20 protein-coding genes are annotated in these 18,615 nt (G+C 28.4%); 16 read left to right on the forward strand and 4 right to left on the reverse strand.

The features are described from left to right. The first annotated feature begins 33 nt into the window (after positions 1-33). From buk to IR152_RS00500, 3 genes are all read left to right on the forward strand, one after another. Complete coding sequence (gene buk / locus IR152_RS00490; protein ID WP_227449888.1) at positions 34-1,104, forward strand: butyrate kinase; 1,071 nt, start codon at positions 34-36, stop codon at positions 1,102-1,104. 217 nt (positions 1,105-1,321) lie between these two features. Further along, positions 1,322-2,023 (forward strand): YczE/YyaS/YitT family protein, encoded by a 702-nt coding sequence (locus IR152_RS00495; protein ID WP_227449889.1) that lies wholly within the window; start codon positions 1,322-1,324, stop codon positions 2,021-2,023. A 59-nt stretch (positions 2,024-2,082) separates the two neighbouring features. Next, positions 2,083-2,253, forward strand: coding sequence for a hypothetical protein (locus tag IR152_RS00500; protein ID WP_227449890.1), 171 nt, complete (start codon positions 2,083-2,085; stop codon positions 2,251-2,253). A 275-nt stretch (positions 2,254-2,528) separates the two neighbouring features. Here IR152_RS00500 and IR152_RS00505 read toward each other — a convergent pair whose 3' ends face one another. The 3 genes from IR152_RS00505 to IR152_RS00515 form a co-directional block, all read right to left on the reverse strand. Continuing rightward, positions 2,529-2,837 carry a DUF1540 domain-containing protein gene (locus IR152_RS00505; protein ID WP_227449891.1) on the reverse strand — a complete coding sequence of 103 codons (309 nt, stop codon included), beginning with the start codon at positions 2,835-2,837 and terminating at the stop codon, positions 2,529-2,531. 59 nt (positions 2,838-2,896) lie between these two features. Further along, a complete protein-coding gene (locus tag IR152_RS00510) occupies positions 2,897-3,325 on the reverse strand; it encodes a hypothetical protein (RefSeq protein ID WP_227449892.1) in 429 nt (142 codons plus the stop codon). Positions 3,326-3,546: 221 nt separating this feature from the next. Continuing rightward, a complete protein-coding gene (locus IR152_RS00515) occupies positions 3,547-5,004 on the reverse strand; it encodes a carbon starvation protein A (protein WP_227449893.1) in 1,458 nt (485 codons plus the stop codon). 407 nt (positions 5,005-5,411) lie between these two features. On the opposite strand from IR152_RS00515, the gene nadA reads away from it, so the two are divergent. The 12 genes from nadA to saoL all read left to right on the forward strand — a co-directional run bounded on the left by nadA (position 5,412) and on the right by saoL (position 15,063). After that, complete coding sequence (nadA, locus tag IR152_RS00520; protein ID WP_227449894.1) at positions 5,412-6,326, forward strand: quinolinate synthase NadA; 915 nt, start codon at positions 5,412-5,414, stop codon at positions 6,324-6,326. A 12-nt stretch (positions 6,327-6,338) separates the two neighbouring features. Next, a complete protein-coding gene (locus IR152_RS00525; RefSeq protein ID WP_227449895.1) occupies positions 6,339-7,640 on the forward strand; it encodes an L-aspartate oxidase in 1,302 nt (433 codons plus the stop codon). Then, positions 7,621-8,457, forward strand: coding sequence for a carboxylating nicotinate-nucleotide diphosphorylase (gene nadC / locus IR152_RS00530; RefSeq protein WP_227449896.1), 837 nt, complete (start codon positions 7,621-7,623; stop codon positions 8,455-8,457). The genes IR152_RS00525 and nadC overlap by 20 nt, the downstream gene beginning before the upstream one ends. 262 nt (positions 8,458-8,719) lie before the next feature. Continuing rightward, on the forward strand, positions 8,720-9,052 hold the full coding sequence (gene saoD, locus IR152_RS00535; RefSeq protein ID WP_021385110.1) for a DsrE-related protein SaoD: 333 nt from the start codon (positions 8,720-8,722) through the stop codon (positions 9,050-9,052). A gap of 88 nt (positions 9,053-9,140) precedes the next feature. Next, complete coding sequence (gene saoT / locus IR152_RS00540; protein ID WP_243192668.1) at positions 9,141-9,398, forward strand: thioredoxin-like (seleno)protein SaoT; 258 nt, start codon at positions 9,141-9,143, stop codon at positions 9,396-9,398. 26 nt (positions 9,399-9,424) lie between these two features. Beyond that, complete coding sequence (saoE, locus tag IR152_RS00545) at positions 9,425-10,510, forward strand: efflux transporter SaoE (RefSeq protein ID WP_227449897.1); 1,086 nt, start codon at positions 9,425-9,427, stop codon at positions 10,508-10,510. Then, positions 10,503-10,961: a Cys-Cys-COOH (seleno)protein SaoC gene (saoC, locus tag IR152_RS00550; protein ID WP_227449898.1), complete on the forward strand. Its 459-nt coding sequence runs from the start codon at positions 10,503-10,505 to the stop codon at positions 10,959-10,961. The genes saoE and saoC overlap by 8 nt, the downstream gene beginning before the upstream one ends. Positions 10,962-10,996: 35 nt before the next feature. Then, positions 10,997-12,088 (forward strand): ABC transporter substrate-binding subunit SaoX, encoded by a 1,092-nt coding sequence (saoX, locus tag IR152_RS00555; RefSeq protein WP_227449899.1) that lies wholly within the window; start codon positions 10,997-10,999, stop codon positions 12,086-12,088. A 13-nt stretch (positions 12,089-12,101) separates the two neighbouring features. Beyond that, a complete protein-coding gene (saoB, locus tag IR152_RS00565; protein ID WP_311315417.1) occupies positions 12,102-12,890 on the forward strand; it encodes an ABC transporter substrate-binding (seleno)protein SaoB in 789 nt (262 codons plus the stop codon). 23 nt (positions 12,891-12,913) lie between these two features. Next, complete coding sequence (saoP, locus tag IR152_RS00570; protein ID WP_413927460.1) at positions 12,914-13,657, forward strand: ABC transporter permease subunit SaoP; 744 nt, start codon at positions 12,914-12,916, stop codon at positions 13,655-13,657. Then, positions 13,657-14,409, forward strand: a complete 753-nt coding sequence (saoA, locus tag IR152_RS00580) for an ABC transporter ATP-binding protein SaoA (protein ID WP_227449903.1) — start codon at positions 13,657-13,659, stop codon at positions 14,407-14,409. The genes saoP and saoA overlap by 1 nt, the downstream gene beginning before the upstream one ends. 12 nt (positions 14,410-14,421) lie before the next feature. Beyond that, positions 14,422-15,063, forward strand: coding sequence for a MerB-like organometallic lyase SaoL (gene saoL, locus IR152_RS00585; protein ID WP_255624282.1), 642 nt, complete (start codon positions 14,422-14,424; stop codon positions 15,061-15,063). A gap of 217 nt (positions 15,064-15,280) precedes the next feature. On the opposite strand, the gene yidA is transcribed toward saoL, so the two are convergent. Next, on the reverse strand, positions 15,281-16,102 hold the full coding sequence (yidA, locus tag IR152_RS00595; protein WP_227449905.1) for a sugar-phosphatase: 822 nt from the start codon (positions 16,100-16,102) through the stop codon (positions 15,281-15,283). 494 nt (positions 16,103-16,596) lie between these two features. Between yidA and IR152_RS00600 the strand changes: the two genes are divergently transcribed. Then, positions 16,597-18,291, forward strand: a complete 1,695-nt coding sequence (locus tag IR152_RS00600; RefSeq protein WP_227449906.1) for a M3 family oligoendopeptidase — start codon at positions 16,597-16,599, stop codon at positions 18,289-18,291. Positions 18,292-18,615: the final 324 nt, after the last annotated feature.

The following is an 18,615-nucleotide window of genomic DNA, read 5'->3' on the forward strand; positions in this document are numbered from 1 at the left end:
GACTATAGAAATTAAGGTGAAAGGAAGAAAATTATGACTTACAGAATATTAGCCATAAATCCAGGCTCTACTTCTACAAAAATAGCAGTATATGATGGAGAAGAACAAATTCTTGTGAAGACAATAGACCATCCAGCTGAAGAAATTGCAAAATATAATACTATACAAGACCAATTTGAAATGCGTAAGGAAGCAGTTTTGAATATTCTTAAAGAAAATAGTATAGATTTAAAGTCTCTTAGTGCAATAGTAGGAAGAGGTGGAGTTTTACCACCAGTAAAATCAGGAGCGTATTTAGTAAATGAAGAAATGATTGATGTACTTAGACATAGACCGGTGCTTGAACATGCTTCAAATTTAGGCGCTGTTGTGGCACATGCAATATCAGAACCTCTTGGAATAAACTCATATATTTATGATTCTGTTGCAGTAGATGAGCTTATAGATGTAGCAAGAATATCTGGGCTTTGTGGGATGGATAGAGCAAGTGCAGGGCATGCATTAAATACTCGAGCAATGGCTTTAAAATATGCTAAAGATAATGGAAAAGATTATAAGAGCTTAAACTTAATAGTAGCTCATATTGGTGGAGGAGTAAGTATTTATCTTCATGAAAAAGGAAGAATGGTTGATATGCTATCTGATGATGAAGGGCCATTTTCTCCAGAAAGGTCAGGAAGAGTACCTGCTACAAAATTAGTGTCTGCTTGTTATTCAGGTCAATATTCAGAAAGAGAAATGACTAAAAAGATAAGAGGTAAAGGTGGTATAGTTTCATATCTAAATACTGTAGATGCTAGAGAAGTTGAAAAAATGATAGCAGAAGGAAATAAAGAAGCAAAAATTATTTATGAAGCAATGGCTTATCAATTGGCAAAAGGTATTGGAGAACTAGCAACTGTAGTAGATGGAAAAGTAGATGCTATAATTATAACAGGTGGAATTGCATATTCTGAAATGTTTACCTCAATGGTTAAAAAGAAAGTTGAATTTATAGCACCTGTAGAAATTATGGCAGGAGAAAATGAATTAGAATCGCTTGCTTTTGGAACTTTAAGAGTACTAAATGGAGAAGAAGAAGCTAGAGTTTACAGTGAAAATTAATAAGAAAAACTAAAAATGTTTATATACTAAAAAAGTGGTATATCCGTTTTTATACACAAAAGCTTAGAGTATAGGTGAAAATGTATAAAATGTGGATTGCCACTTTTTTATAATTAAAATTTTATCTTAAGCTAATGAAGAATTCTGTAAAATTTCGTATTTATATATATATTTTATTGGTATTTATTGTTATTATTATTATGAGGAGTGATTTTTGATGGGAAAAATAAATTTAAAAAGTATGATAAGATTATTTTCGGGTTTCTTTATATTTGCAATTTCTTCTGTGCTTATGATTAATGCACATGTAGGCCTTATGCCTTGGGATGTACTTCATCAAGGTTTATCTATAAAACTAGGTATAACTATAGGTCAGGCTTCTATAATGGTAGGAGTTATAATCGTTGTATTGGATGCAGTTTTTGGTGAAAATATAGGATGGGGTACACTATTTAACATGACATTTATAGGGATTTTTATTGATTTAGTAATATTTTCTGGAGCGATACCTCACGCAAGTAACACTTATGTAGGTGTATTTATGGTTGTTATAGGAATTATTTTGGCAGCTATAGCAAGCTTTCTATATTTAGGTGTTTGTCTTGGAAGTGGACCGAGAGATGGGCTTATGATTGCTCTTCAGAAAAGAACCAATAAATCTGTACGTCTTGTCAGAACAATTCTTGAAATACTAGCATTGATTGTTGGTTGGTTATTAGGAGGTTCTGTAGGTATTGGTACGCTTGTAAGTGCTTTAGGCTTAGGATATGTATTACAAATAGTGTTTAGAATATTTAAATTTGATACAAAGTCGCTGAAACATAGATTTATTATAGATGACATAAGAGAGTGGAAGGAAAAGAAAAGTGAGGAACGTAAATGTAAATCAGGTATTGCAATAAAAAATGAGCAGAACTAATTATACTAAAATATATTTGTAGTTTATCTAATTTATAGTAAATGTAAGGAGATTTTGAAATGGAATTATGGGATTTATATAATTCCGATGGAGTTAAAACAGGAAAGGTTATAAAAAGAGGTAATTCTATTGAAGAAGGTTATTACCATTTAGCAGTTGAAGTATGGATTTTAAATAGTGACTCTCAAATTTTAATATTGTTTTATGAAAAATTAATAAGTTATTTTTAATATTTTTCTACTCGTTTTTATTATTTTACTTGTAGGAGAGTACTATTTAGGTGTATGGGGATTATTAATTGGAGTTCCAATATTCATGCTCCTTATGGATATTCTAGGTGTTAAATTTACCTCTAGGTAATATATAAAATAATAATTTATTTGTATATATGGATTATGATTTACTTTAAAAAAGAACCTATAATTAGACATCATTAATAAAGACGTCTATTTGATAGGTTCTATTTTGATTTTTGTAAATACTATAAAGTTAAATAAAAAGAAATTTACTTCATTTCAAAAGTTTCACAACTTGCATTTTTTTCATTTATATGAACTTTTTCAGCTTTACAAAGTTCATTTTTATTGTATTTACATTTTACAGCTTCACAATAAATGTTATCTGTATCAACTTGGTTAGTTTCATTAGAACGACTAGTTATTCCAGACGTATATTTGTCTTCAAAAGAAGCACAATAAGTATTTTCTGTAGTAGTTGCTTGCTTTCCGTCTACTTTTATGCTACCAGCATAGCAGTATCCGCTAGTATTATAAGCACAATTAGTGGCAGCACAATTTAAATTATTATTTTTCATAAATAACCTCCTAAGTTTTATTTAAACTTATTATGTGAAGTTATTTAAATTTTATACACTTATTTACAATTACATTTAATACATTTAACAACTACATCTTTGGAAGTTTCCCTTCCTAAATTTTTATTAACATGATACACATCAACATTTTCAGTTGAGCCACATATAGAACACTTAAAATTATTTTCTAGTAAAGTTCTTTCCTTAAATAACTTCCAGTACATAGAATTGATGTAATCATTATAATTTACCTTGAGGCATGTCTCAAGAAAGTTTATGTATAGATTGTCTAAATCTCCTGTATTTAACTCTGTATATTCTGGTTCAAAATATTCACAACATCCTCTAAAGTCAGGTTTTGTATCTGAAATAACACATCTAATATCATATCTATAGTCTAGGCTAGGCCCCTTAAATGAAAGATGTGTGCAAAAAGAGCAAGATGTTTCTGGTAGATTTTTTTCAAGTTCATATAATTTATTATTCATAAGTATTCCTCCAAAAAAATTTATTTTAAGTATATAAATAAATAGATTGTTTTAAAACTTTTATTTATTTATATTATAAATATAGGATAAATATTCCAATAAAGAGGAAACACTTAAATATTTATTGCTGTATTAAATGAAAAAGAGGTCAATCTCTAACTTGAGAAAACCTCTTTTTCGTTACTTTTTTTAATTTAATTTAAATGTGATTTTATTTATTTTTAGTCAGCTAATTTAGTATCTGCTTTGCTTTTTAACTTTTTACCAGAGCGTACAGTTAAGACAGCATATAATACAGTAAATATAGCAGCTAAAGCATATGATATATTTATGTTTAAGTTAAATCCAATTTGAGCATTAAATATATAACTGAATATAACAAAAGAGTAAAACATACCTGGAATTAAGCTTATAATATAATTCTTTTCTTTTATTATAAGGTAAACTGTAATCATTGCAAATGCAAATATAGCTATAGTTTGATTACTCCATGAGAAGTATCTCCACAATATATTAAATCCAGAAGCACTAAGCTTTGCAAATACGAGGATGGCTATTACAGGAATAAATATACAGATTGATAATATAACACGATGTTTCTTTTCCTTTTGGTCATAATGAAAGTAATCTGCAAGCATTAATCTTAAAGATCTTAAAGCTGTATCTCCAGAAGTTATTGGTAAAACAATAACACCTATTATGGCTATGATACCACCAATAGAGCCAAGTAAATCTCTTGCAACTAAACCTATTACATCAGGAGAACCTATTAATTCCTTAGGTATTCCTTTATTATAAATACCCATAGCAGCTGCAGCCCAAATCATTGCAATTAGACCTTCTAAAATCATCATGTTATAAAAAGTAGCTTTTCCTTCTTTTTCACTTGAAACTGATCTTGCTATAAGAGTAGCTTGAGTTGAGTGGAATCCAGAAACTATACCACAAGCAACTGTAACGAAGAATGTAGGGATAAGAGGAATTCCGTCAGGATGAATACCTTTCCAATTTGCAAGACTTAGATTAGCTAGATCATAACCTTGTGTAAATATACCGATTCCAACACCAATAGCAGATAAAAGTAAGATAGCTCCAAATATTGGATATATTTTTCCTATGATTTTATCAATTGGAAATAGTGTTGCACATAAGTAATATAGAAAGATAATTCCGTAAACTATCCAGACAACTGGATTATTTATAGTTGATTTCATATTTAAGATTTGAGTAACAACTAAATCTCCAGGTGTGTAAATAAAAACTGCACCAACTAAAAGCATTAAAAGACAAAGGAATATATTATAGACTTGAAATACTTTGTTACCTAAAAATCTACTGATAAGGGAAGGCATCTGTGATCCTTTTTCTCTTATACTAATCATTCCACTCATATAGTCATGTAAAGCTCCTCCAAATACACAGCCAATAGGTATTAGTATAAATGCTATTGGACCAAACAATATACCTTGGATAGGTCCTAGAATTGGACCTGTACCAGCTATATTAAGCAACTCAATTAGACTATTTTTCCATTTTTTCATTGGAACATAATCTACTCCGTCGCTTTGAGCAAGTGCAGGTGTTTTTCTGTCGTCTGGGCCAAATACTTTTTCGCAATAAGCACCGTATAAAACACCTCCTATTAGTAATATAGCCAAGCCGATTAAGAATGTTGTCATAATATCACCCCATTTATAAAAAATTTTGGACTCTGTATATATATCATCTAAATGTGTAGGTTTACATAAAATTTAATTCTAGAAAACCTACAAGTTCTATAAAATACTAAAACTAATATAATTTCATAAATAAATACATATACATAACCATGTACTTAGTATACATGTATTTGGCAAAATTTTCAATATTATAGTAATAAAGAATACAAATAAAATTATGGTAATATTTTAAAAAAAATATAAAAAATATTTTAAATAGGTAAGGAAAAATAGAGATTAATTTATACTGTAAATATCTATATATTAACAATATTAAGAGTTCTAAAATTCTTGAAGAAAAAATAGTCAAGTGATATAATGAGTTTACAGGTGTATATACACTAGTACATATAGAAAGCGGTGCAATTATGGATAAAGATTTAACATATCAAATCAAAGAGTTAAAGAAAGAAAAAAATGCAATAATACTTGCCCATTTTTATCAACCACCAGAAATACAAGAATTAGCAGATGCAGTTGGCGACTCATATTATTTAAGTGAAATTGCTAGAGACTGTAAAGAAGAAGTGGTTGTATTTTGTGGAGTGAGATTTATGGGAGAAAGTGCTAAGATATTATCACCTGAAAAAACTGTATTGATGCCAGTAAGTAATGCTGGGTGTGCTATGGCAGATATGGTAGATGAAGAAGGTGTGATAAAACTAAAACAACAGTATCCAAATGCTTTGGTTGTATGTTATATAAACTCTACAGCTAAAGTTAAGGCGCATTGTGATGTTTCAGTTACATCGTCTAGTGCAATTAAAATATTAGAAAACATAGATAATAGAGAAATCATATTCCTTCCAGATAAAAATTTAGGAGGATATATTGCAGAGAAATTTCCAGATAAAGACTTTATATTTTGGGATGGATATTGTAAATACCATAACAATATAAAGACTGAAGAAATAATTGAATTAAAAGATAAGTATAAGGATGCAGAAGTATTGGTACATCCAGAATGTAAAAAAGAAATAAGAGATTTAGGAGATTATGTAGGTAGTACATCAGGAATAATAAAGTATACTACTAATAGTGAAAATAAAGATTTTATAATAGCAACTGAAGAAGGTATATTGCACGAATTAAAGAAAAAGAATCCTAATAAAAACTTTTATATTCCTGGTGGGAAAATACTATGTACAGATATGAAAAAGACAACATTAGAAAATCTATACAGTACGCTTAAAAATATGGAAAATGAAGTTATTGTAGAAGACAAAATTATGGAAAAGGCTTTAAATTCACTGCTTAACATGCACCAATTAGCAGAAGGATAGAGGGATAGACTTATGAATTTAAAACAAGATGTTTTAATAGTTGGAAGTGGCGTTTCAGGATTATATTGTGCATTAAATTTAGATAAAAATTTAAATGTGTTAGTAGTATCGAAATCAACAATTGAAAACAACAATACATATCTTGCACAAGGTGGAATTTCAACTGCTAGAAATATTGATGATATAGAGTCTTTTGTAGAAGATACAATGAAGGCTGGACAGTATAAAAATAGAGTTGAAGCAGTCCAAGTTCTTGCAGATGAATCTATAGAAAATGTAGGTCAGATAGTAGAGTATGGTATGCATTTAGATAAAGAAAACGGAGAGATAGATTACACAAGAGAAGGAGCTCATAGTGTAAATCGAATAGTTCATAGCAAGGACAATACTGGAGAAGTTGTTTTTAAGACTTTATTAAAAGAAGTTAAAACTAGAGAAAATATAACTCTTATAGAAAATGCCTATCTTTTGGATATATTAAAAGATGGCAATAAATGTATCGGAGCTAGAATTTTTAAGTCTAAAAAAGAGATTCATGTTTTTTCAAAAATAGTAGTTTTAGCCACAGGTGGAATTGGTGGGCTTTTTAAAAATTCTACTAACCAAAGACACCTTACAGGTGATGGAATTGCAATAGCTTTAAGAAATAATATAAAAATAGAAAATTTAGAATATATTCAAATACATCCTACAGCATTTTATGAAGAGAATAGTGAAGGTAGGAGAATGCTTATATCTGAATCATTAAGAGGGGAGGGAGCTAGGCTTTTAAATAAAAATAAAGAAAGATTTGTAGATGAACTTCTTCCTAGAGATGTAGTTTCAAAAGCAATTTTTGAACAAATGGAAAAAGATAATTTACCTTATGTGTATTTAGATGCAACGCATCTAGATAATGAGTATTTAATTAATAGGTTTTCCTTCATTTACAATGAATGTTTAGCTAGAGGAATAGATATAACCAAAGAATATATAAAGGTATCTCCTGCACAACATTATTTTATGGGTGGGATACATGTAGATTTGGATTCAAAAACATCTATGGAAAATTTATATGCAGTTGGTGAAATTAGTTGTACAGGTGTTCATGGAGCAAATAGATTGGCAAGTAATTCATTACTTGAAGGGCTTGTATTTTCAAAGAGAGCAGCTAAAAATATAAACTCAGCTATAGATAATATAAAAGTTAAATTTATAGATACACCAGATATGAATATAGATATAGAACAGATAAAAAAAGAGAATAAAATATTAGTTATAAAAGAAATTGAAAGAACAAGTGAGGATTTTGGCGATGAATTATTTGATTATTGATAGAATGATACAGGATGCTTTAATAGAAGATGTTCCAAGTGAAGATATAACAACTAATTCTATTGTAGATAAAAATTCTAAATCTACTGTAGATTTAATTTGTAAAGAAGAGGGCATAATAGCTGGTCTAGGCGTATTTAAGAGAGTTTTTGATATACTTGGAGGTGTAGATGTAGAATTATATAAAAATGATGGTGATATGGTAAAGAATCGTGAAAAGATAGCTGTATTAACTGGCAATACTAGAAACTTACTCGTAGGAGAGCGTGTAGCATTAAATTATTTACAGAGAATGAGCGGTATAGCCACTGTTACAAGTAAGTATGTCAAAAAGCTTGAAGGCACAAATACAAAGTTATTAGATAGTAGAAAAACGATACCTAATCTTAGAATATTAGATAAGTATTCTGTTAAAGTAGGTGGAGGATGCAATCATAGATTTAATTTATCTGATGGAATATTGCTTAAAGACAACCATATTGGGGTTGCTGGTGGCGTTAAGAATGCAGTTGAATTAGCTAGAAATAACACTTCTTTTGTCAGAAAAATAGAAGTAGAAGTGGAAACTTTAGATATGGTAAAAGAAGCTATAGAAGCCAAAGCAGATATAATAATGTTGGATAATATGAGCTTAGAAATGGCAAAACAAGCAGTAGATATTATAAATGGAAGAGCAATTGTAGAATTTTCTGGAAATGTAAATTTAGAGACTATAGAATCTATAGGAAAAATTGGTGTGGATGTTGTTTCTGTAGGAGCACTTACACATTCTGTCAAAGCTCTCGATATAAGTATGAAAAATCTGAGAAATATATAAATTTTATATTGATATAAATTTAATTAAAATAGACTTCTTAAATTTACTTAATAAATTTAAGAAGTCTATTTTTTATTTATTAAAATTAATAAGAATAGAAAAACGTTAATCAATAACTTAATAAATATAGATAAATACTATATATACTTTTAATGATATAGCTATTATCTATTTTACATATAAATACAGAAGAACTTATAATATAATTGTATATGTAAAAATTTGTATAAAATTTAGGAAAAAAATGGATGGAGGAATAAAAATGAAAGTAGCATATATCTTTAATAGTACTAATGTACATAAGATTTTAGACAAAATGATAATACCACAATTAGAACAAGGAACTCATGGAGTAGATGTTCTAGGGATGTTTTTCTTTATGGATAATACATTATTCTTATCTAAAGGAAATCCAATAGGAGAAAAACTAAGTGAATTACATAAAAAAACGGATATGATAATAATGGCTTGTGACCAATGTGCTATAGAGAGAGGTATAGAGAATAACTTGGTTGATGGGGCTACGATTGGATGCTTTCCAAACTTATATGCTTGTTTAGGTAGTGCAGGTGTAGACCAAGTCATAACATTATAAAGCAGTTTGGTATACAATCCATGGGAAAACTTATTTTCTGTGGATTATTTTAAGTCAAGGATAAATTGTTTGAGTAGGGGATGAACAAATGTCTAAAGTTTTAGTTGAATTTATAAATACTTGACCATCTTGTGATGAGCATGGAGTGTTTATAAAAAAAATGTCAGAAAAGTATACTGATAAATTGGAAGTGAAACTGTATCAAGCAGGCAAAGATTTTTCATATGTAAAAAAATATGGAATTATAACAAAAGGGACCTTAATAATAAATCAGAAAAAAAAATATGATAGATTAAATAAAGATACAATTGAAAAGGCAATAGTAGAAGCTATAAATAACAGTTAAAAGTTTAAAAATTAGGAGTAGCAAAAATGAACATATTAGAAATTGTTTTAAATGGAGTTAAAGAGACTATAGTAGCTTCTATAGCTACATTGAATGGAGCATCAGGATGGCTTATGATAAGTTTTATATTGGCAGGTATACTCCACAATGTTTTAACTCCAAAAAGGTTTCAAAAACAACTTGGAAATAAGAAATTTTCTTCTTTGATTAAAAGTACTATCTCAGGCATGTTTTTACCAATATGTAGCTGTGGGGTAATCCCACTTGGTATAAGTATGTATTATTCAGGAGCATACTTAGGACCAGTACTTGCTTTTATGACATCAACTCCAATAATAAATCCAATAGCTGTAGTTCTTTGTCTAGGTCTTTTAGGACCTAAAATTACAATTATTTATCTAATAGCTGGTTTTTTAGTTCCATTTTTAGTAGGATTTTTAGGAAATTGTTTTGGAAAAGAAGAATTATATTTGCATAATGATTCAGGCGAAGATGTAATAGAATTAGAAGAAGAAAAGAGAAGTTTTATAGAAAATATGATTGATGGACTTAAATGGTCTTTTGGTGAGTTAGCTCTTACCATTAGTAAATATGTAGTAATGGGAATGATTTTTGCAGGCTTTATAACAGCGATTTTTCCAAATAGTATAATTCAAAGATATTTAGGTAATCCAGGATTGTTGTCTCTTGGAAGTATAACAATACTTGCATGTGTTATGTATGTATGTGCTGTAGGACATATTCCATTTATAGCAGCCCTCGTTGCAAGTGGAGCATCTCCTGGGATAGCGATAACATTTTTAATAGCTGGAGCAGCTACAAATTTACCAGAACTTATAAGTATATTTAAACTTATTGGGAAAAGAACTGTTATTATATATTCAGTAACTTTGACACTATGTTCAATAGTAATTGGATACATAACAAATCTACTTTTAGTAAATAACAATTCAGTAAATTTAGACACAACAAATTCTTCAATACAGTTGGCGAATAAACTAATGTTAAATATACCAGGTCGTTTTGAATATGTATGCACGATTGTAATTATTTTATTTGCATTTAAATCAATAATACCAAAAATGAAAGAGGTCATAGGAAATCATGCTTAAAAAGATAGTTATAATATCCTGTATAGTAGCCGTATTAATAGTTTTATCAAAAATGGTGGATGATAACCTTGAAGAAGATGCCTCTATTCCAAATGTGAATAAAGAAACATTAGAGTATTTTAGAAAAAATTATAAAGAAGATATAATAACTTATGCTGAAGAAGATTTAAATAATGATGGAAAAAAAGATTTAGTAGTTATATATAAAAAAGGTAATAATTCAAATGAAATGGTAGTGGTAGTTTCTGACAAAAACAGTCATTATATAACAAAACCAATACCAGCACCTATAGAGAATCAAACTATAACTTTTAAAAATATTGATGATAAGCTACCAGTAGAAGTAATAGTGTCAGGTTCTAAGAATGGTAATGTAGGGTATGCAATTTACAGGGTAGAAGGCAACAAATTTGTTGATTTATTTGGGGAAGATATGGACAAATGTTGTTAAAAATAAAAATAATACATAAAAGGTGGGAAATTTAGGTGAGAGTATCTAAGAAGGTTCAAGCATTAATTTTAGTTAGTGTAATGGGGGCATCTATACTAACAGGCTGTAGTAGTAAACCAAAAGAGAAAGAAGAAGCAAAAGTTGGAAAGGATGATTATACAATAACAGTAGGGTATTATAACTGTGACCATATGACTGCTGGACCAGTAGCAGAAGCAGCAGGAATATATAAAGACTTAGGCCTTAATGTAAAAACTGTTGGAAATGGTAAAGTTCCTGAAGCTATGGCAGCAGGAAAAATGGATGCAGGTTACATAGGAACTAAAGGTTTAGTTGGAGCAATACCTAAAGGTTCACCAATAACAATAGCAGCTAACAATCATACTGGTGGTTCTGAATATTTAATAGTTTCAAAAGATATAAAAGAACCTAAAGATTTAATTGGTAAAAAAATTGCAACGGATATGAGTGATTTCTTATGGACAAGTGATTATGGTCCAGAAACAGGTCTACCAACTGACCCATCAAAATATGAAGTTGTAAATATGGATTCAGACAAAGATAAATATTTAGCTCTTAAAACTGGGAAAATTCAAGCTTTTACATCTTGTGACCCTTGGGGTTCTGTGGCTGAAAATGATGGTGTAGGAAAAATAATAGCATCTACTCAATATAAAGAAAAAGTTAATAGTAAAGAATATAACTGTTGTTCATTCTCATTAAACAAAAACTTTATAAAAGAACATCCAGATTTAGCAAAAAAATTGGTTCTAGCTCATACAAAAGCAATAGAATACATATATACAAATCCAGCTGAAGCTGCTAAGATATTTGCAAAATATTATAATGTAGAAGAAGAAGTTGCACTTAGAACTATTTATAAAAAGACAGTTGGAGAAGGTAGAACGCTTACTTGGAAAGTTACAGGAGAAGAATATAAAAATAATTTACAAATGTATAAAGATTTAAAAGCATTAGATGATATACCTAAATATGAAGATACAATTGATACAAGTTTATTGGATTCTTGTGGAGCAGATGATTTTGATAAATTTATAAAAGAAAAAGTTAGTCCAGAGTTTCCTGAAGGTATGAGTTATGAAGATTGGAAAGCAAAGGTATTATAAATAAATGGAGAATATAAAAAATATAATAATACTTTTTATTATTGTTTTGGGAAGTATATTTATAATATTTTTTAATTTTGAAGATAAAGAAGAAATAGAGGGAAAACTAAGAATAGGGGTATCTGATGATACCTCTGGTTTTGTAATAAATTATATGGTAAATAGAGACTACTTTGAAGATATAAAAGTAAGTGATATAATGGATATTTTTACAATTAATGATTGCTGAGCAAGTACAATGCAATGGGCTCTGAGTTCAGAGGAAATAGATATAGCAATTATATGTAAAGATGCTGCAAAACAATATGTAAATGTAAATAGTGGATTTGAAATTGTTGGTACTGTAGTTCAAAATTCTGATATATTTCTATTAAGTGATAATAATCCTAAAAAGATGGGAGTCATTCAAAATAGAGATTACCAGTCAGAATTGGTTAAAAAATACTACAAGAATGTGGAAGTAGCTCCCTTATTAGGGACTGCACTAGCATATGGATTAGAAAGTAATTTAGTAGATGGTGTTGTAATAGATTGTATAAAGTCAATTGGGTTAGAGGGTAAAAGAAAATCTACAACTAAATTAGGAGATTATGATACCTATGTATTAGTTGTAAGTAAAGAGTTTAAAAAAAGTAAAGCATATATTGACTTTATAACACTTTACAATAAAAGTGTTGATGCTTTAAAGAATAAAGCTACATTTAAGAAAGCATTAAAAGAGTACAGGAATATAAGAAATATAGATATGGAGGAAATAAGAAATTGGAAATTAAAATTTCTAAAGATAAAAGAGATAGATTAACTAAGAAAAAATCTGATAGTAGTATGGATATTTTATACAAGATAATACTCTTAGTCATTATATTTTCAGTTTGGCATTTTACAGCAAAAGATATAGGAAGTTCTTTATTACTTCCAATGCCAATAGATGTGATAAAAGGTTTCTTTTATTGCATAACAGACGTAGAGACAGTTACTAATCTTTTTATAACATTACAGAGAGTACTTAAAGGTTTTATGTACGCACTATTATTTGGACTTTCAATAGGGTTTATCATGGGATTTTCTAAAACTTTTGAAAAAGTTTTATCTCCAGTAGTAGATTCTGTAAGACAGGTTCCTATAATGGCATGGGTGCCTCTTACTATAGTATGGTTTGGTATAGGAGATGGTCCAACAATATTTTTAATAGCTTTTTCAGGAGTTTTTCCTATAATCTTAAATACTATCCAAGGTGTAAGAGCAATATCAAAAGATTATTATAATGCAGCTAGAAGTATGGGGGCATCACCAGTTGTGATATTTACAAATGTAATAGTACCAGCGTCTCTTCCTGATATACTAACTGGTTCGAGAATAGCTATAAGTACAGGTTGGATGTCTGTTATCTGAGCAGAGTTCATAGCTACGAGTGCCGGTCTCGGTTACTCAATGGTACAAGCTCAAACATTAATGCATACAGATGTATTAATTGGGCTTATGATATTTGCAGCTTTAATAGGATTTATAATAGATAGAGTATTAAAGTTTATAAATAAAATCCTTTGTAGATGGAGGTTTGCAGATTAATGAAGTTAAGTGTAAGAGATATAAATAAAACATTTGTAAATAATAAAGTACATACAAAGGTTTTAGAAGATATAAGTATGGATATAGAAAATGGTCAATTTGTTTGCCTTTTAGGTCCATCAGGGTGTGGAAAAACTACTCTACTTACTATAATAGGTGGATTTCAAAAATCAGAAAGTGGAGATGTTTTTATAAATGATAAAAAAGTTAAAAAACCAGGTATAGATAGAGCTTTTATATTCCAAAATTATGCTTTATTTCCTTGGAAAACTATAAGAGGCAATGTTTTATTTCCTATGAAACAGCAGAAAATACCAAAGGAAAAGAGAGAAGAAATGTTAGAAGAACTTTTGGTTATGTCAGACTTGAAAGGAAAAGAAAGACTGTTTCCCCATCAATTATCAGGAGGAATGAAACAAAGAGTGGCCATGATAAGAGCTTTAGCATGTAATCCTGAGGTGTTACTAATGGATGAACCATTAGGAGCCGTGGATTTTCAAATGAGACAAAACTTACAAGAAGAACTAGAAAGAATATGGATAAAAAAGAAAATAACTGCATTAATGGTAACTCATGATGTTGATGAAGCTGTATATATGAGTGATAGAGTTATAGTAATGTCGAGAGATAAAGGAAGAATTATTGATGACATAAATATAGATATTCCAAGACCTAGAATTAGAGGAAGTCAAAAATATGAAGAGTACAAAAATAAATTAACTGATACTTTATCAAAGTGTTATGAGGTTTAAAGAGGAGTAGATATGAGTCAAATAGAAAAATACAATAGCTTGGATAACACACAACAAAAAATAAGAATCTCTATTATGGATATGATAATAGATAAAGGTTCTAGTATTACATTTCAAGAAGCGACTGAATATATAAGTAAAAAGTTGAAGACAGAAAAACAATATATGGAAAATACACTACAATATTTTATTGATAAAAATATAATGGTTGTTGATGGAGATAGTATAAATTTTATATATCCTGTATCAGCATTGCCAACCAATCATAAAGTAACCTTGAGAGATAATCGAAGTTTTAGTGCAATGTGTGCTATAGATGCTATAGGAACTTCTTGCACATTTAACCAAGATGTAAGAATAAACTCTATTTGTAGTGCTACAGGTAAAGAAATAGAAATAGTTATAAAAAATGAAAAGATTGAGTATGTGAATAATCCGAACTTAAGAGTGCTTCATATAAATCTTGATAAGCATTCAAATTGGGCTGCTAGCTGCTGAAATATAATGAATTTCTTCTGGACGAAGAGTGATTTTGATGCTTGGACAAACGAAGCGGGATTATCAGATGATGAAGATATATATTGCTTAGATATTAATGAAGCAATAGTAGAATCATATAAAATATTTAAACTCAAACAAAAAGTATTGTTATAGATATACATATATGAAAAATTAAAAATGAACTTTAGATAAAAGTTATAGATATGGAGGCTGTCTCAAAATAGAGATAAGCCTCTTTTTCATTGTTGAAATGATGAAAATATATTTGATTTCATACAAAAAAGAGTGTCTCATAAACTAAAAAGTCCATTTTGAGACACTCTCATTAAATATATTTAAACATAAAAAATATTTTTAGTTTTTTACATGATTAGATAGCTTTATTAAGTATATATTTATTTATAACTTTTGCAACTCCATTTTCGTTGTTGGTATCAGTAACATAATCAGCAATTTCTTTTATACTATTACGTGCATTTCCCATAGCTACACCAAGACCTGCATACTTTATCATATGTTGGTCATTTTCTTCATCACCAACAGCAATAGCATTTTCTATAGGTATATTTAGATTAGCGCATAATGTTTTAAGTGCAGTTCCTTTATTAGTAGTTTTACCTAAAAATTCTAGATAAAAAGGAGCAGACCTTACTATAGTATATTTATTGAATAAATTTTTAGGTAGCTGTTGTATGATTTCTTCCAATCTTTCTGGTTCATCAACTATCATGATTTTACAGATTTTAATAGATTCATCAATTTTATCTTTTTGTATATATTTGACTTCTATATCATTTAATTTCGCTTCATGAAGTGTATATTTGCCAGGAGTTTCATTTGGTGTAATTAAATTTGTCATTGTATTTATGTGTATTTTAGTATTATATTTTTTACAAACGTTATTATAAATAAAATCAAAATCATCTAAATTCATTTCTACATCATGTATAATTTTCTCACTTTTAACTTCTTGAATAATGGCTCCATTAAAACATATAACATAATCACCTTCATCTGTTAGATTTAATTGATTTAGAAGCTCTTTTACACCAGGAAGAGGTCTGCCTGTTGTTATAACTACTTTGGCTCCAGCCTTTTTTGCTTCTTGAATGGATTCAAAGACTTCAGGAGTAATCCTTTTTTGTGTGTCTAATATTGTTCCATCAATGTCTAGTGCGATTAATTTGTACATATCAACCTCCAATAAATTATATACTCAAATTTCCTGTAAAAACGTTGACACAGCTAGTGTTGAACAAAGTTTCAGTGGGAAATATGATTTGTTTTGTATACTATTATATCAAGAGATAAGTAATTTAGAAAGCTTAATAATATTAATTTTTTGGTAAAAATATTGCTTATGTGACATGGTAGCGTAAAAATTTTGTAATTAATAATTCCAGAATTTTTAATTACAAGCAATGGCATCGTTTGCACTATTAATATAAATACAAATTTATCTTAATAGTGTTAAAAGTTTTGAATAAATAGATTTATGGTAATTTGTTATAGTAGTTAGTTTTGTGTTATAAAATATTGTAATTCCATTAATCATATGTTATTATTCAACATGGTTACAGTATAAAGAATATTTAATATATATAATAATTTTATAAAAGAGTATTACATTACATGTAAAGCTATATTTATAAATACAATAAAATAAAGTTGTAAAGGAGTGTTTAAATGAAATTTTCAGAGTTTAAGTATGAAAGACCCAATTACAATAGTATGAAAAAAGAGTTTTTGAGTTGTATAGAAGATATAAATAATTCTCGTAATTATAAAGAGCAACAAAAAAATATACATAAGATTAATTTATTGAGGAATAAAATAGAAACGTTGTCAAATATAGCATCAATAAGATATAGTACAGATACACTTAATAAATTCTACCAAGAAGAAAAAAATTATTGGGATGAATATGTGCCTTTGTATGAAGAATTAAATTCACATTTTTATAATGCTATTGTAAATTCAAAGTTTAAATGTGATTTAATAAAAGAGTTTGGAGAACAATTTTTCACAATAGTAGAATATTCTTTAAAAAGTTTTTCTAAAGAAATAATAAGTGAATTGCAGGAAGAAAATAAATTGTGTTCAGAGTATACTAGACTTTTAGCATCAGCCGAGATAATGTTTGATGGAGAAGAAAGAAATTTATCTGGTATGGGGAAATTTATGTATTCTAAGTGCAGAAAAACGAGAGAACTAGCAAATAAAGCATATTATAATTTCTTTGAAGAAAATGAATCTGAATTTGATGATATATTTGATAAACTAGTAAAACTTAGAGATAAGATATCTAAAAAATTAGGTTTTGAAAATTTTGTAGAGCTTGGATATATCAGAATGATGAGAAGTAACTACAGAGAAGATATGATAGAAAGTGTTAGAAAACAAGTATTAAAATATGTTGTTCCAATGGCCAATGAACTTTATGAAAAACAAGCTAAAAGGATTGGTTTAGAGTATTTAAGTTACATAGATGAAGGCATGGAATTTTTAACAGGAAATGCAAGTTTAAAGGGAGATTCAAGATACATAATTCAAAATGGTAAAAGGATGTATTCTGAACTGTCGAAAGAAACAGATGAATTTTTTAATTTTATGTTAGAAAATGAACTTATGGATTTAGAAACAAAGAAAGGAAAAGGAGCTGGAGGGTATTGTACCTATATACCAGATTACAAGTCGCCATTCGTTTTTTCTAATTTTAATCAAACTGCTGATGATATAGATGTATTAACACATGAAGCAGGACATGCATTTCAGTTGTATATGTCTAGATGGATTGATATGCCAGAAATTAATTTTCCAACGCTTGACAGTTGTGAAATCCATTCAATGAGTATGGAATTTATAACATGGCCGTGGATGGATTTATTTTTTAAAGAAGATACAGATAAATACAAATTTACTCACTTATCATCTGCAATTAAATTTATACCTTATGGAGTAATTGTTGATGAATTTCAACACTATATTTATAAAAATCCTAATGTAGATAAATCAAAAAGAAAGGAAATTTGGAGATTTTTAGAGAAAAAATACTTACCTCATAGAAAGTATGATGATAATTATTTTTTAGAGAGAGGTTGTTGGTGGTTTAAGCAAGGTCATATATTTAAAAATCCATTTTATTACATAGATTATGTATTAGCTCAAATTTGTGCATTACAATTTTGGAAAAAAATGATTCAAGATAGGGATGCAGGATGGCAAGATTATATAAATATCTGTAAAGTTGGAGGAACAAAATCATTTTTAGACATTGTGAGTATGGGAAATTTGTATTCTCCATTTGATGATGACTGTATTAAGTCTATTATAGGTGATGTTAAATCTTGGTTTGATGAAATAAATGACAACAAATTATAAAAAATTATGAGAATTTCACATCATAAGATTAAAAATTAAAAAAGTATGTAGAAAATAAATATTTGTTGTAAAAATAGTCTTATTTTTAATCAATTTGATAAAATAAACCAAAAAAGGTTTGCACCTAAAAAAAAAAGAAAATACAGGAAATATGCAATATCAACATTTGGAAAAAAAAGTAAAAATGTATACAAAATACATATAAAAAAACTATTGCAAATTTTATAGAATGTTTATATACTTAAGTCAACAGAGATAGAAAAAAGCTATTTAAAGAAAATAACGGATAAATTGCTTGATTTTCAATTTTCTGAAAACTTAATA

It is taken from the genome of Clostridioides sp. ES-S-0108-01 (assembly GCF_020662285.1).
Lineage (GTDB): Bacteria > Bacillota > Clostridia > Peptostreptococcales > Peptostreptococcaceae > Clostridioides.